Below are 14,606 nucleotides of genomic sequence, written 5' to 3' on the forward strand. Positions count from 1 at the left end.
TGTCCCACTGCTGCACCACTTCGAGAGACTTCATGCAAGAAGAAACCTTACCGCCCCTGATCACCACCCGCCCCGGCTACTACCGTCATTACAAAAATTTACTCTACCAAGTGCTAGGCACCGTGCGTCACAGCGAGTCATTGGAGCCCATGACTTTGTACAAAGCGCTTTACGGCGAACAAGGTATGTGGGTCCGCCCTGCCGCCATGTTCAACGAAACCGTCGAGATCAATGGCGTGGTGCAACCAAGATTTGCTTGGGTGGGTGAAGAGCGCCCTACGGCTTGAAGTAGCCAGCAACGGCAGCCGGATAAATCAAATGCTCCTGCGTTAATACACGTGCCGCCAAATCATCCGCGGTATCCCCTGGCAACACGGGCACCACCGCCTGCGCCAGGATCTGTCCATGGTCTAACTCGGATGTCACCTGGTGCACTGTGGCGCCAGCAAATTTACAGCCCGCATCGATGGCACGTTGATGGGTATTCAATCCCGTAAAAGCAGGCAACAAAGAGGGATGGATGTTGATCAAACGGCCTGCGTAATGCGCCACAAAGCCAGGGGTCAGAATTCTCATGAAGCCCGCCAACACCACCAAATCTGGCGCATGTGCGTCAATTCGCTGCATCAGCGCCTGGTCAAAGGCTTCGCGAGAATCAAATTGGGTATGTTCCAGAACATCAGTTTGAATGGCCGAATACGCTGATTGGCTGCGAAGCCAATCGAGCCCAGCAGCGCCGGGCTTGTTGCTGATCACGGCCGCAATCTGCACCCCCAGACGTTGCGCCCAACCTTGATGATGCGCTGCTTGAACAATGGCCGCCATGTTGGAGCCGGCACCTGAAATCAAAATGACAATCTTTTTCACCCTAGGATTATCCCTGCTCACGCAGCCTAAATAAGGTTTTGTCGCAGCCAAGACAGCGCATTTGCGCACGGTCGTGCTAAAAACGGCTTTTCTTCAATCACTGGCTTTGACCGGAGACACATTTCATGGATTTGGCATTCACACCCGAAGAGCTCGCATTTCGCGAGGAAATTCGCGCATGGGTTAAGGCAAATTTACCCGCCGACATTTCTCAAAAAGTCCACAGCGCCATGCGCTTGACCCGCGATGACATGCAACGCTGGGCCAAAATTTTGGGTAAAAAAGGCTGGCTCGGTTGGGGTTGGCCTGAGCAATTTGGCGGTCCAGGTTGGACGGCGGTGCAAAAGCATTTGTTCGAAGAAGAATGCGCCTTGGCCGGTGCACCGCGCGTTGTACCCTTCGGCCCTGTGATGGTGGCCCCCGTCATCATGGCCTTTGGCAATGCTGAACAACAAAAACGCTTCTTGCCTGGCATCGCCAGCGGCGAAGTGTGGTGGAGCCAAGGTTACTCAGAGCCAGGTTCCGGCTCCGACTTGGCCTCCCTCAAAACACGTGCCGAACGTGTGGGCGACAAGTACATCGTCAACGGCCAAAAAACATGGACCACCTTGGGTCAATACGGCGAGTGGATTTTCTGCTTGGTTCGCACCAGCAACGAAGGCAAGCCCCAAACCGGCATTTCCTTCTTGCTGATCGACATGAAGTCGCCTGGCATCACCGTTCGCCCCATCAAATTGCTCGATGGCGAATGCGAAGTGAACGAGGTTTGGTTCGACAACGTGGAAGTGCCGGCCGAGAACTTGATCGGTGAAGAAAACAAAGGCTGGAACTACGCCAAGCATTTGTTGGCCCACGAGCGTACCAACATTGCCGATGTGAACCGTGCCAAGCGTGAACTCGAGCGCCTGAAGCGCATCGCCAAAACTGAAGGTGTTTACGACGACATGCGTTTCCGCGATGAAATTTCCAAATTGGAAGTGGACATCGTGGCTTTGGAAATGTTGGTGTTGCGTGTCTTGTCTGCCGAGAAGTCTGGCAAGAACTCCCTCGACATTGCAGGCCTCTTGAAAATCAAGGGCAGCGAAATTCAACAACGCTACAGCGAACTCATGATGCTGGCCGCCGGTCCTTACAGCCTGCCCTTTATCTTCGAAGCCATGGATGCAGGTTGGCAAGGCGATTTCCCTGGCCACGAGGTGTCGAATGCACCTTTGGCCGCCAACTATTTCAACTTGCGCAAAACCACGATTTACGGCGGCAGCAATGAAGTGCAGCGCAACATCGTGGCTCAAACCGTTTTGGGTTAATTCAGTTAACCATACAAGGACAGATCATGGATTTCGATTTTTCAGACGACCAAGAACAACTGCGCGATGCAGTCCGTAAATGGGTGGACAAGGGTTACACCTTTGACCGCCGCCGCGAAATTACACACGCTGGCGGTTTTGACCGCGCAGCCTACACCGAACTGGCCGAGTTAGGCCTGTGCGGCCTGTACATCAGCGAGGACCACGGCGGCATGGGCATGGGCCCTGTTGAAGGCATGGTGGTGATGGAAGAGCTGGGCCGCGGCATTGTGATGGAACCCATTCAGCAAGCCTTGATTTCAGGTGCTGTTTTAGAAGGCTATGCACCCGATGCCATCAAAGCCGAATGGTTGCCCAAAATTGCAGGCGGCGAAGCCATCGTCGTGTTGGCGCATCAAGAGCGCAAGTCTCGCTACAACATCAGCAAGTGCGACGCGCAAGCGCAGCAACAAGATGGCCAGTGGAACATCACAGGCACCAAGAGTGTGGTGGCGGCAGGCGATCATGCCGACGCCTTTTTGGTGCCCGCGATGGCCGCAGGCAAACTGGCATTGTTCTTGGTGGCCAAAGGCGCCAAGGGTTCTGCCACATCGGGTTATGTGACCCAAGACGGCGCGCGTGCTGCTGAGTTGACACTCAACCAAACGCCAGCCAGCTTGGTGACCCTGGACGGCCAGACCGCCCTCAGCCACGCCGTCGACATTGGCATTGCCAGTGTGTGCGCCGAAGCAGTGGGCGTGATGGACAAAACCATGGCCATCACCGTGGACTACATGAACACCCGCAAGCAGTTCAATACCACCATTGCCACTTTCCAAGCACTGCGCCACCGCGTGGCCGACATGAAGATGCAATTGGAACTGGGCCGCTCCATGAGCTACTACGCCAGCCTCAAACTGAACACCCCTGCGGCCGAACGCCATCAAGCCATGGCCCGTGCCAAGTACCAGCTGGGCAATTCCATGCGCTTTGTGGGCCAGCAGTCTGTGCAATTGCACGGCGGCATTGGCGTGACGGACGAGTACATCGTCAGCCACTACTTCAAGAAATTGACGCAACTCGAAATGACCTTTGGCGACACACTCCACCACTTGGGCGAAGTGTCCAACAGCATGCAGGACACTGCAGGCGTTTTTGCCTAAACCCCTTACCCTGCCATCGCCTTGTTTGCGCAATTCTTTGGCTTGGTCACAAACCGCCCTTGTGGCGGTTTTTTCATGGCCCTTAACTGGGTCACAATAGAGCCCATTGAATTCGAGCATCACACATCTCAGGCATGAAGGTATTTCGCGGCTTTAACCATCCAGACAGGGCAAACCAATGTGCCTTGACGATTGGTAATTTTGACGGTGTCCACCGCGGCCACCAAGCCATGCTTGCGCTCTTGAAAAATGAAGCTGCGCACCGCGGTGTGCCCAGCTGTGTGATGACCTTTGAGCCCCATCCCCGCGACTTTTTCGCCAAATTGCACAACAAGCCCGACTTGGCGCCAGCCCGAATTGCCACGCTGCGCGACAAATTGCTAGAACTGGAACGCTGTGGCATTGACCAAGCGGTCGTGCTGCCCTTTGACGACCGCCTGGCCAGCCAAACCCCTGAGGACTTCATCCAACAGGTTTTGGTGAAAGGCTTGGGCGTGAAGTACTTGTTGGTGGGCGACGATTTCCGTTTTGGCGCCAAACGCGCAGGCGATTACGCCATGCTGGACGCAGCAGGCCAGCAACAAGGCTTTGACGTGGCCCGCATGAACAGCTACGAGGTGCATGGCCTGCGCGTTTCGAGCTCCGCCGTGCGGGATGCCCTTGGCCGAGGCGACATGGAGGCTGTGGCGCGCCTTTTGGGTCGGCCTTACAGCGTGAGCGGCCATGTGGTGCACGGCCGCAAGCTGGGCCGCGGCCTTGGCGCGTCCAAAGAAGGCGCCGAAGACGGCTTTAGAACCCTCAATTTGCGCTTCAGCCACTGGAAACCCGCGGCCAGCGGTATTTTCAATGTCGAAGTGCACGGCTTAACGCCAAAGCCCGTGCCGGGGGTGGCCAATTTGGGCATTCGCCCCTCTTTAGACCCCAATGATGTGAATGGTGGCCGGGTTCTTTTAGAGACCCATTGCCTCGATTGGCCCACCAGCCTCGGAGCCGAGGGTGGCTACGGTAAAATCATCCGCGTGGACCTCTTGCACAAATTACACGACGAACTCAAATACGACAGCCTGGAAGCCCTGACTGTGGGCATCGCCAAGGACTGTGATGATGCGCGTGCTTTTTTTGCATCCCGTCATGGTCAAACCCATCGCCAAACATCGCGCGATCGAATTTGACGCTCGCCACGCCCCTCACCTGATGTGCAGCTTTGTGAATGCCTGCACTTTCTTTGTGATCCAAACCTGGATTTTGTGAAATCAACACACTGCAGGTTTTCATTGCAAACCCCTTTTGAAGATTGAATCGTTTGACCATGTCTGAACCAAAAACAAATTACCGCGCCACCTTGAACATGCCCGACACCGCCTTTGCGATGCGCGGCGACTTGCCCAAGCGTGAGCCAGCCTGGGCCAAAGCCTGGAGCGATCAAGGTCTGTACAAAAAACTGCGTGTGGCGCGCAAAGGCGCACCCTTGTTTGTGTTGCACGACGGCCCCCCTTACGCCAACGGCAAATTGCACATTGGTCACGCCCTCAACAAAGTGCTCAAAGACATGATCGTCAAGTCCAAGCAATTGGCGGGCTTTGATGCGCAATACATTCCCGGTTGGGACTGCCACGGTTTGCCGATTGAAAACGCGATTGAAAAATTGCATGGTCGCAAATTGAGCCGCGACGACATGCAAGCCAAGAGTCGCGCCTTTGCCACCGAGCAAATTGACCAACAGCGCGAAGACTTCAAACGCTTGGGCGTCTTGGGTGATTGGGAACGTCCCTATCGCACCATGGACTTTGCCAATGAGGCCGGTGAAATCCGCGCCTTCAAACGCGTCATCGAGCGTGGCTTTGTGTACCGCGGATTAAAGCCGGTTTACTGGTGCTTCGATTGCGGCTCCTCATTGGCTGAATTTGAAATTGAATACGCCGACAAAAAAAGCGACACCTTGGACGTGGCCTTTGAAGCGGCCGACCACGCCGCATTGGCCAAGGCTTTTGGTTTACAAGAACTGCCAGGTCAACCTAAATCCGCCTTTGCTGTGATCTGGACCACCACCGCATGGACCCTGCCAGCCAACCAAGCATTGAATGTGAACCCTGAATTGGTTTACGCCTTGGTGAACACCGAAAAAGGCGCGTTGGTTCTTGCTGAATCCTTGGTCGAGAAATGTTTAGAGCGCTACAAGCTTGAAGGCCAAGTGGTGGCCACCACCACCGGCGACAAATTGGGCGGCTTGAACTTCAAACATCCTTTGTACGACGTGCACGCAGGCTACCAACGTTTCTCGCCCGTGTATGTGGCCGAGTACGTCAGTGCGCAAGACGGCACCGGCATCGTTCACTCCTCACCCGCTTATGGTGTGGACGACTTCAACTCTTGCGTGGCCAATGGCATGGCTTATGACGACATCTTGAACCCTGTTCAAGGTAACGGCAGCTACGCTGAAGACCTGCCTTTGTTTGGTGGCATGAACATTTGGAAAGCGTGCCCCCGCATCATCGAAGTGTTGGGCGAAAGCAATCGCCTCATGGCCACTTACGGCATCACCCACAGCTACCCGCATTGCTGGCGCCACAAAACGCCTGTCATTTACCGCGCGGCTGCCCAGTGGTTTGTGCGCATGGACGAAGGCCCTGGTGTCTTCACCAAAGACAAGGCTCCGAAGACTTTGCGTCAGTTGGCCCTCGATGCCATCGACCAAACCCACTTCTATCCCGAAAACGGCAAGACCCGTTTGCGCGACATGATCGCCAACCGCCCCGACTGGTGTATCTCTCGTCAGCGCAGCTGGGGCGTGCCTGTGCCCTTCTTCTTGCACAAAGACTCAGGTGAGTTGCACCCCCGCACCATGGAGATCTTGGACCAAGCGGCCGGCATCGTTGAAAAAGGCGGCATTGAAGCTTGGAGCCGCGTGACGGCGGAAGAAATTTTGGGCGCCGCCGATGCGCCCAACTACACCAAGAGCACCGACATTTTGGAAGTGTGGTTTGATTCCGGCTCTACCTTCCAACACGTGCTGCGCGGCAGCCACAAAGATGCGTACGATCGCAACCCCTTCCATGACGCAGGCCCCGAAGCCGATTTGTATTTGGAAGGCCACGACCAACATCGCGGCTGGTTCCACAGCTCTTTGTTGCTCGGTTGTGCGTTGTACGACCGTGCTCCTTATAAAGGTTTGTTGACCCACGGTTTTGCCACCGACGGCCAAGGCCGCAAGATGAGCAAGAGCTTGGGCAATGTGGTGGCGCCCCAAGAAATCACTGACAAGATGGGCGCAGAAATTGTGCGCTTGTGGGTGGCTTCAACGGATTACTCTGGCGACCTCAACATCGACGACAAAATTTTGGCGCGTGTGGTGGATGCCTATCGCCGCATTCGCAACACCCTGCGTTTCTTGTTGGCCAACGTCAGCGACTTTGACCCCGCCAAAGACACAGTGGCCGATGCCGACTTGTTAGAGATCGATCGCTTTGCCCTGAGCCGTGCAGCGCAATTGCAAGCCGACATCCTGTCGCACTTCAAAGACTACGAGTTCCACCCTGTGGTCTCCAAGTTGCAGGTGTACTGTTCTGAAGATTTGGGCGCGTTCTATTTGGATGTGCTCAAAGACCGTCTCTACACCAGCGCACCCAAATCCTTGGCACGCCGCTCCGCACAAACCGTGCTGTATCGCATCACGCATGCCATGCTGCGCTTGATGGCGCCGTTCTTAAGCTTTACCGCTGAAGAAGCTTGGCAAAACTTTGGCGGCTCAGAATCGATCTTCATGGAAACCTTCAGCGATTTGGGTACGCCCAATGAAGCGCTGCTGGCCAAGTGGACCCGCATTCGCGAAATTCGCGATCAAGTGAACAAAGACATTGAAGCCTTGCGTGCCGATGGCAAAGTGGGCGCCTCTTTGCAGGCCGCTGTCACCTTGCAAGCCGGCCCCGAAGACCATGCCTTGTTGGCCAGTTTGGGCAAAGACCTGAAGTTTGTGTTCATCACTTCTCAACTTAACTTGGAAGCCGGCGACAGCCTGGTGGCCAAAGTGGCCGTGAGTGAAGACACTAAGTGCGATCGCTGCTGGCATTACGCCCCTGACGTGGGCGTGAACCCAGCCCACCCCACGCTGTGCGGCCGTTGCGACAGCAACTTGCATGGCGAGGGCGAGAAGCGTTTGTTCGCTTAAGTCAGCTGCGAAATGGCCAAATCCAAAAGTGCATTCACATCCGGGTCAGGCGTCTGGCTTTGGTTGGGCATTGCGCTCATCACGCTCATTCTGGACCAGTTGACCAAAATTGCAGTGGTGGGTGCGTTCCAATTGGGTGAGGCATTGCCCATCACTTCTTTTTTCAATTTGGTTCGCGTTCACAACCCGGGTGCAGCGTTTTCTTTCTTGGCCGATGCCGGGGGTTGGCAACGCTGGTTCTTCACCGGACTGGGTGTGGTTGCAGCTGGCGTGATGGTTTACTTGCTTCGCATGCATGCCGGTCAAACTTTGTTTTGCTTGGCCTTGTCTTTGTTGCTAGGTGGCGCCGTTGGCAACGTGATCGATCGTTTGCTCTACAGCCATGTGATTGACTTCTTAGATTTCTATTACGGCACATGGCACTTCCCTGCCTTTAACGTAGCCGACAGCGCCATCACCGTTGGCGCTGGCTTACTGATACTGGACGAGTTGCTGCGAGTTCGCCGCGGCAAATAAAAAAGGCACCCTCGGGTGCCTTTTTGATGTCAGGGACGCATCACAAAGTGAGGATGGTGCAACCTGTGGTTTTGCGGGCTTCCAAAGCTTTGTGCGCTTCTTGCACTTGCGACAATGGGAAGGTTTGATCAATGTGAATTTTGACCTTGCCACTCTGCACAACCGCAAACAAATCATCGGCCATGGCTTGTGTGCTTTCACGTGTGGTGATGTGGCTGAACAATGTTTGACGTGTGACGTACAAAGAACCTTTGGTGCCCAACACGCCAGGCGCAAAAGGTGGCACCGCACCAGAGGCATTGCCGAAGGTGGCCATCAAGCCGAAGGGACGCAAGCAGTCGAGTGATTTGTCCCAGGTGTCTTTGCCCACGGAGTCGTAAACCACTTTCAAACCTTTGCCACCCGTGATCTCTTTCACACGCGCCAAAAAGTCGTCTGTGCTGTAGTTGATGCAGTGCTCAGCACCATTGGCAATGGCCAATTGGCACTTGGCATCAGAACCCGCAGTACCAATCATGCGAAAGCCCAAGGCCTTGCCCCATTGGCAAGCAATGAGGCCAACACCACCTGCAGCAGCATGGAACAACACATGGTCACCCGCTTGCAGGCCTTCAACAGGGCGTGTTTTCATGAGCAAGTATTGCGCTGTCAGACCCTTCAGCATCATGGCGGCGCCAGTTTCAAAAGAGATGTCGTCGGGCAGTTTGCAAACGCACTTGGCGGGCATCACTCGCTCTTCGCAGTAGCTGCCTGGAGGCTGGCTGGCATAGGCTGCGCGATCGCCTACTTTGAGGTGCGTCACGCCCTCGCCAACGGCTTCCACAATGCCGGAGGCTTCCATGCCCAACTTGAGGGGCATGGGCAAGGTGTACAAACCGCTGCGCTGGTAAACGTCAATGAAGTTCAGGCCAATGGCTTTGTGGCGAATTCGAATTTCGCCGGGACCAGGCTGGCCGACTGTGACATCGACCAATTTGAGTTGTTCAGGACCACCGTTTTGGTCAATTTGGACGGCTAAGCTCATGCGTATCTCCTTAAAAATGAAATCGTTGGCGACTGGCTTGTGAAGCCAATTCACATTGACCGCTACTTTGCCACGAATTGAATGTCCCTGCCCTCGCAGTCGGGTACACAGTTGACGTTACAGTCACGGGCATGACACAAAAACTCTCACCCGGTACGGCTTTGATGCTCACTGTGCCACCCCTCCTCTGGGCAGGCAATGCAGTGGTCGGTCGACTGGTCAGTGAATTGGTGCCTCCCATCACCCTGAACTTCTTGCGCTGGGCGATCGCCTTTTTTATTTTGTTGCCCCTGACATGGCAATTGCTGAAGCCCAGTAGCCCCTTGTGGCCCAATTGGCGCCGGTTTGCCTTGCTCAGCTTGCTTGGCGTAGGTTGCTATAACGCGCTGCAATATTTGGCGCTGCAAACTTCCACACCCTTGAACGTCACTTTGGTGGCGGCCAGCACGCCCGTGTTCATGCTGGCCATTGGCGCCTTGTTTTTCAAGACGCCGGTCAGAGCCGCCCAATGGCTTGGCGCTGCTTTCTCCATCGCTGGCGTTTTGGTGGTGCTGTCGCGCGGCGATTGGGAACAGCTTTTTCAAGTGCAGTTTGTGGTGGGCGACATTTACATTTTGCTGGCTGTGGCTTGTTGGGCCATGTACAGCTGGCTTTTGACGCAACGCAATGAGCCCGATGAGATTCGCAGCAACTGGGCTGCATTTCTGATGGCGCAAGTGATATTTGGATTGGGATGGGCCGGCATGTTCACAGGTGCTGAATGGGCGCTGACCGATGCGCACATCACTTGGGGCATGCCTTTGTACGCCGCATTGGCGTTTGTGGCCATCGGCCCTGCTGTGTTGGCCTATCGATGCTGGGGCTTGGGTGTGCAAACTGCTGGGCCTGCAGTGGCCGGTTTCTTTGCCAACCTCACACCCTTGTTTGCCGCCATCATGTCCAGCGTGTTCTTGGGCGACTTGCCCAAGGTGTATCACGCCCTGGCGTTTGCCCTCATTGTGAGCGGCATTGTGGTGTCGTCAAGGCGCGCCAGCTGAAACCTTTCAAAGGCCTCAGCCTGAAGCGCGCATTTTTGCTGACTTAGTAAGTACCGGGATAAGCACCACCATCGGTCAAGAAATTTTGACCGGTGATGTAAGAGGCTTGCTGGCTGCAAATGAAGGCACACAAAGCGCCAAACTCTTGCGGCGTGCCATAACGACCTGCGGGCACCACGGCTTGTTGCTGCGCACGAATTTCGGCCACTGTTTTGCCCGTCTTTTGCGCTGTGGCTTCGACGGTGGTGCGAATGCGATCGGTATCAAACTTGCCGGGCAAGATGTTGTTGAGGGTGACGCCTTGGGCTGCAATTTTGGTGCGCGCCACGCCAGCCACAAAACCCGTTAAACCACTGCGGGCACCGTTCGACAAGCCCAAAATATCAATCGGTGATTTGACCGAACTGGACGTGATGTTGACGATGCGGCCAAAGCCACGCGCGGCCATGCCATCGATGGTGGCCTTGATCAGCTCAATAGGCGTCAGCATGTTGGCATCGACCGCTTTGATCCAAGCTTCACGGTCCCAATTGCGGAAGTCGCCGGGCGGTGGGCCGCCTGCGTTGGTCACCACGATGTCAAAGTCTTTGCCAGGACCTCCTGCCACCGAAAACAAAGCTGCACGACCCGCTTCAGTGGTGATGTCTGCCGCCACAGGAATCAGGGTCACCCCGGGCGCTTCTTTTTGCAAATCGGCCACTGCTTGGTTGAGCACGTCTGCACCGCGTGCCACCATGACCACGTTCACGCCTTCCAAAGCCAACGCACGTGCACAACCCCAGCCCAAGCCTTTGCTTGCACCGCCCACCAATGCCCATTTACCTTTGATGCCTAAATCCATTTATTTTCTCCAAAATTAATGCACATTGCCGCAAGCGTTTTGGCGCATTGCAGACTCAAAATTATTCAACAACTTTGGGCGTTTGCGTCACCCAAAATACACCACCCAACACCAATGCGGTTCCCATGAGGGTCCATGCATTGAAGGGCTCATTCAACAACAAGGCCCCCATGGTCAAAGTCGACATCGGGCCAATCATGCCAATTTGCGACGTCAAGCCCGGACCGATGCGCTCAATGGCCATCATGACCATCAATACGGGCAACACGGTACAAGCTGTGGCGTTGAGCATGGACAGCCAAATGACCTCGGGTGCCACGTCCAAAGCAGCGGCTGGTTTGAGTATCGCGAATTGAACGATACACAAAACACAAGCCACCGTGGTGGCCAAGCCCGCCAAACGCAGTGAACCCAAACGCTGCACCATTTGACCGCTGTAGCTGAGGTAAATGGCATAGGTGATGGCGCTTGAAAAAACCAAGGCCGCACCCAAGGCCACATGCTCGCCGACCAAGGACACCTCATGGCCAAACACCAACAGCACACCACTGTAACTGACCGCCATGGCCACGCCTTGGCGATATGAAATTTTGCGCTTGTACAGCACCCAACCTAGCACCAAGACCAAGGTGGGGTTGAGGTACAAGATAAGCCGCTCAAATGAAGCACTGATGTATTGCAGCCCCAAGAAATCCAAAAAGCTAGACAGGTAATAGCCTGAAAAACCCAAACCCAATACCCCTAGCCAATCGCTGCGCGTAAGGGGTTCTTTGCCGCGCCCTGCCCACCACGCCATGGCGATGAAAAACGGTACGGCAAACAGCATGCGAAACATGACCAAGGTGATGGCATCGACGCCATGCCGATAGGCCAATTTCACGATGATGGCTTTGCCGCTGAAAGCAATTGAGCCTGCTGCTGCCAGCAACAGGCCCGATGTGAATTTGGACTTGGCTGCTTCGCTCAAAAGCCAACCGCCTGCCCATCTCGGCGCGGGTCAGAGGCAGCCACATAACCCTGCACTTTGGGATCGCCCATGCGCCAAATGAATTGGCCAGCACCGAAGTCCATGTAGGAGTCGTTGATGACAGCCAGCTCATGACCCAAGTCACTCAAGCCCTGCACCGTGTTGCGGTCCATCGACGCTTCCACATTGATGGACAGGCCGTTGTTGCAGCGCCAGCGAGGTGCGTCGCACGCTGCCTGCGGATTTTGTCCATAGTCGAGCATGCGCACCAAGGTTTGCATGTGACCTTGCGGTTGCATACTGCCCCCCATCACACCGTAGCTCATGACAGGCTGGCCGTCTTTCGACAAGAATGCTGGAATGATGGTGTGGAAAGGTCGCTTGCCTGGCGCGACCAAATTGGCTGGGTTCAAGCCTTTGGGATCGGTGCTGAAGTCAAAGCCACGGTTGTGCAAACTGATGCCGTACGTGGGCTCGACCACGCCGGAACCAAAGCCCATGTAATTGCTTTGGATGAAGCTGATCATCATGCCGTTTTCATCGGCAGCCGTGAGGTAAATGGTACCGCCCTTCACCGGATTGCCCGCCTTGAAATCTTGCGCTTTCTTCATGTCAATGAGATTGGCGCGGCTCTTCAAATAGGCGGGGTCGAGCATCTGCGCGGGCGTGACTTCCATGTTGCGCGGATCGGCCACATAGCGGTACACATCGGCAAAGGCCAACTTCATGGCTTCGATTTGCAAATGCTGAGATTCAATACCGTCCACTTTGAAGCTGGGCAAATCAAAGTTTTCCAAAATGCCCAAGGCAATCAAAGCAGCAATGCCTTGGCCATTGGGTGGAATTTCGTTGAGCGTGTAGCCATGGTAATTTTGCGAAATGGGCTCGACCCATTCAGGGCGGTACTGCGCCAAGTCTTGTAGCGTCATGGCACCGCCATGTTGATTTGAAAACTTCACCAAGGCTTCAGCAATTTCACCTTCGTAGAAGGCACGCCCCTTGGTTTCGGCAATGGCGCGCAAACCACGCGCCGCAGCTTTGAACTGGAACAATTCACCCACATTGGGTGCACGACCCCAAGGCAAAAATCCTTCTGCAAAACCCGGCAAAGATTGCAGCAGGGGCGTGGCGGCTTCCCATTTTTGCTGCACCACCACAGGCAACAAATAACCCCGCTCTGCAATTTCAATGGCAGGCTCCATCAGATCTGCAAAAGGCAATTTGCCAAAGCGCTCACTCAAAGCGGCCCATGCGCCCACGGCGCCAGGCACGGTGACTGAGTCCCAACCGCGCTTGGGCGGGTTCACCGCATCGGTGCCATATTTTTTGTGAAAGTACTCTGGCGTCCAAGCCTGTGGCGCAGGGCCAGAAGCATTGAGGCCGTGCAGTTTTTGGCCATCCCACAAAATGCAAAACGCATCAGAACCCAAACCATTGCTGACAGGTTCTGTGATGGTGATGGCCGCTGCTGCTGCAATGGCGGCATCGACCGCGTTGCCGCCTTTGAGCATCATGCGCAAACCAGCTTGCGCTGCCAATGGATGCGAAGTAGAAACAACATTGCGCGCAAACTGCGGCAAGCGCGCAGAAGCATAAGGGGTGCTGAAATCAAAGTTCATGTTTCAATCCAAAGTGATTTTGCGTTCCGTGATGATCTTCTTCCACTTGGCCGACTCTGCAGCCAACATGGTGGTGAATTGAGCTGGCGATGTGCCAATGGCTTCAATGCCCAGTCGCTGTAATTTGTCTTTGACTTCTGGATCGCTAAGGGCTTGAATCGCAGCCGTGTTGACGCGCGAGACCAAATCTGGCCGCATGCCCTGTGGCCCAAACAAACCAAACCATGTGGTGGATTCATAACCAGGCAAGACTTCTGAGATGGCTGGCAAACCAGGCGCCATGTTGGTCCTTTGTGCTGAAGTCACACCCAAGGCACGCAAACGGCCATCTTTGACGTGTGGCAAACCTGTTGGCAAGGAGTCAAACAAAACATCTACTTTGCCACTGATGAGATCTGGCATGGCCAAGGCGGTGCCTTTGTAGGGAATGTGCACCACAAACAAACCTGCCTGCGATTTAAACAGCTCAGCCGTCAACTGAACGATGGTGCCATTGCCACTGGAGGCATAGTTGAGTCGTCCAGGATTTTTCTTGGCCAACTCAATCCATTCTTGAATGGTTTTGGCAGGCGAGCTGTTGGGCACCAACATGATGCTGGGGGCGTTGCCGACCTGGCCAATGGGCGTGAAATCACGCACAGCGTCGTAGGGCATCTTGGGGTTGAGGTTGGGCCCAATGGAGTGCGTGCTGGAAGTGGCCAGCAACAAGGTATAGCCATCAGGCGTGGACTTGGCCACGATGTCCGAGCCCAAGGTGCCACCTGCGCCAGGTTTGTTTTCAACCACCACCGACGTGCCCAATTTTTCGCCCAACTTCTGCGACAAGGTACGCGCAAAAATATCGGTTGCGCCACCTGCTGGAAAGGGCACCACCAAGCGGATGGGTTTGGTGGGGTAAGTGGTTGATTGGGCGACTGCAGTGGATGCACCACCCACCAGGCCCATCATGACCACAGCTGCAGACAGCGCAGTTCGCATTCCCAAAGCCGAGATTTGACGGCGTTTCAAATTCATTTTGTACTGCATGATGAAATTTCCGATGTCATATGAAGAAGAACATTGTGGCAGGAAAAATGTGAACCTACTTCAACCAAGGCTGTCACTTTTCAGAAGTCCCATGA

Annotated in this window: 13 protein-coding genes; 7 read left to right on the plus strand and 6 right to left on the minus strand. The window is 55.0% G+C overall.

What is annotated here, in order from left to right; all coding sequences use genetic code 11:
- The first annotated feature begins 32 nt into the window (after positions 1-32).
- Positions 33-287, plus strand: a complete 255-nt coding sequence (locus L103DPR2_RS12400; protein WP_055361359.1) for a DUF1653 domain-containing protein — start codon at positions 33-35, stop codon at positions 285-287.
- Here L103DPR2_RS12400 and purN read toward each other — a convergent pair.
- The gene (purN, locus tag L103DPR2_RS12405; protein WP_055361360.1) at positions 277-867 is read right to left on the minus strand and encodes a phosphoribosylglycinamide formyltransferase; all 591 of its coding nucleotides are present in this window, start codon (positions 865-867) and stop codon (positions 277-279) included. The genes L103DPR2_RS12400 and purN overlap by 11 nt on opposite strands.
- A gap of 125 nt (positions 868-992) precedes the next feature.
- Here purN and L103DPR2_RS12410 point away from each other — a divergent pair, with 125 nt between their 5' ends.
- The 5 genes from L103DPR2_RS12410 to lspA all read left to right on the plus strand — a co-directional run bounded on the left by L103DPR2_RS12410 (position 993) and on the right by lspA (position 7,997).
- A complete protein-coding gene (locus L103DPR2_RS12410) occupies positions 993-2,174 on the plus strand; it encodes an acyl-CoA dehydrogenase family protein (RefSeq protein ID WP_055361361.1) in 1,182 nt (393 codons plus the stop codon).
- Positions 2,175-2,200: 26 nt separating this feature from the next.
- The gene (locus tag L103DPR2_RS12415; RefSeq protein WP_055361362.1) at positions 2,201-3,316 is read left to right on the plus strand and encodes an acyl-CoA dehydrogenase family protein; all 1,116 of its coding nucleotides are present in this window, start codon (positions 2,201-2,203) and stop codon (positions 3,314-3,316) included.
- Between the two features lie 134 nt (positions 3,317-3,450).
- Entirely contained in the window at positions 3,451-4,488 is a 1,038-nt protein-coding gene (locus L103DPR2_RS12420; protein WP_055361363.1) for a bifunctional riboflavin kinase/FAD synthetase, read from the plus strand.
- Positions 4,489-4,625: 137 nt separating this feature from the next.
- On the plus strand, positions 4,626-7,481 hold the full coding sequence (gene ileS, locus L103DPR2_RS12425) for an isoleucine--tRNA ligase (RefSeq protein WP_055362034.1): 2,856 nt from the start codon (positions 4,626-4,628) through the stop codon (positions 7,479-7,481).
- Between the two features lie 12 nt (positions 7,482-7,493).
- A complete protein-coding gene (lspA, locus tag L103DPR2_RS12430) occupies positions 7,494-7,997 on the plus strand; it encodes a signal peptidase II (RefSeq protein ID WP_055361364.1) in 504 nt (167 codons plus the stop codon).
- A gap of 40 nt (positions 7,998-8,037) precedes the next feature.
- Here the strand turns inward: lspA and L103DPR2_RS12435 are convergent, their stop codons facing one another.
- Positions 8,038-9,021 carry a quinone oxidoreductase family protein gene (locus tag L103DPR2_RS12435; RefSeq protein ID WP_055361365.1) on the minus strand — a complete coding sequence of 328 codons (984 nt, stop codon included), beginning with the start codon at positions 9,019-9,021 and terminating at the stop codon, positions 8,038-8,040.
- Positions 9,022-9,152: 131 nt separating this feature from the next.
- On the opposite strand from L103DPR2_RS12435, the gene L103DPR2_RS12440 reads away from it, so the two are divergent.
- Positions 9,153-10,058 carry a DMT family transporter gene (locus tag L103DPR2_RS12440; protein WP_055361366.1) on the plus strand — a complete coding sequence of 302 codons (906 nt, stop codon included), beginning with the start codon at positions 9,153-9,155 and terminating at the stop codon, positions 10,056-10,058.
- Positions 10,059-10,101: 43 nt separating this feature from the next.
- Here L103DPR2_RS12440 and L103DPR2_RS12445 read toward each other — a convergent pair whose 3' ends face one another.
- From L103DPR2_RS12445 to L103DPR2_RS12460, 4 genes are all read right to left on the minus strand, one after another.
- Positions 10,102-10,899: an SDR family oxidoreductase gene (locus L103DPR2_RS12445; protein WP_055361367.1), complete on the minus strand. Its 798-nt coding sequence runs from the start codon at positions 10,897-10,899 to the stop codon at positions 10,102-10,104.
- Between the two features lie 61 nt (positions 10,900-10,960).
- Positions 10,961-11,866 carry a DMT family transporter gene (locus L103DPR2_RS12450; protein ID WP_055361368.1) on the minus strand — a complete coding sequence of 302 codons (906 nt, stop codon included), beginning with the start codon at positions 11,864-11,866 and terminating at the stop codon, positions 10,961-10,963.
- Positions 11,863-13,485 carry a gamma-glutamyltransferase family protein gene (locus L103DPR2_RS12455; RefSeq protein WP_055361369.1) on the minus strand — a complete coding sequence of 541 codons (1,623 nt, stop codon included), beginning with the start codon at positions 13,483-13,485 and terminating at the stop codon, positions 11,863-11,865. The genes L103DPR2_RS12450 and L103DPR2_RS12455 overlap by 4 nt, the downstream gene beginning before the upstream one ends.
- Before the next feature lie 3 nt (positions 13,486-13,488).
- Entirely contained in the window at positions 13,489-14,433 is a 945-nt protein-coding gene (locus L103DPR2_RS12460) for a Bug family tripartite tricarboxylate transporter substrate binding protein (RefSeq protein ID WP_231717735.1), read from the minus strand.
- Positions 14,434-14,606 lie beyond the last annotated feature (173 nt).

Source organism: Limnohabitans sp. 103DPR2, from assembly GCF_001412575.1.
Lineage (GTDB): Bacteria > Pseudomonadota > Gammaproteobacteria > Burkholderiales > Burkholderiaceae_C > Limnohabitans_A.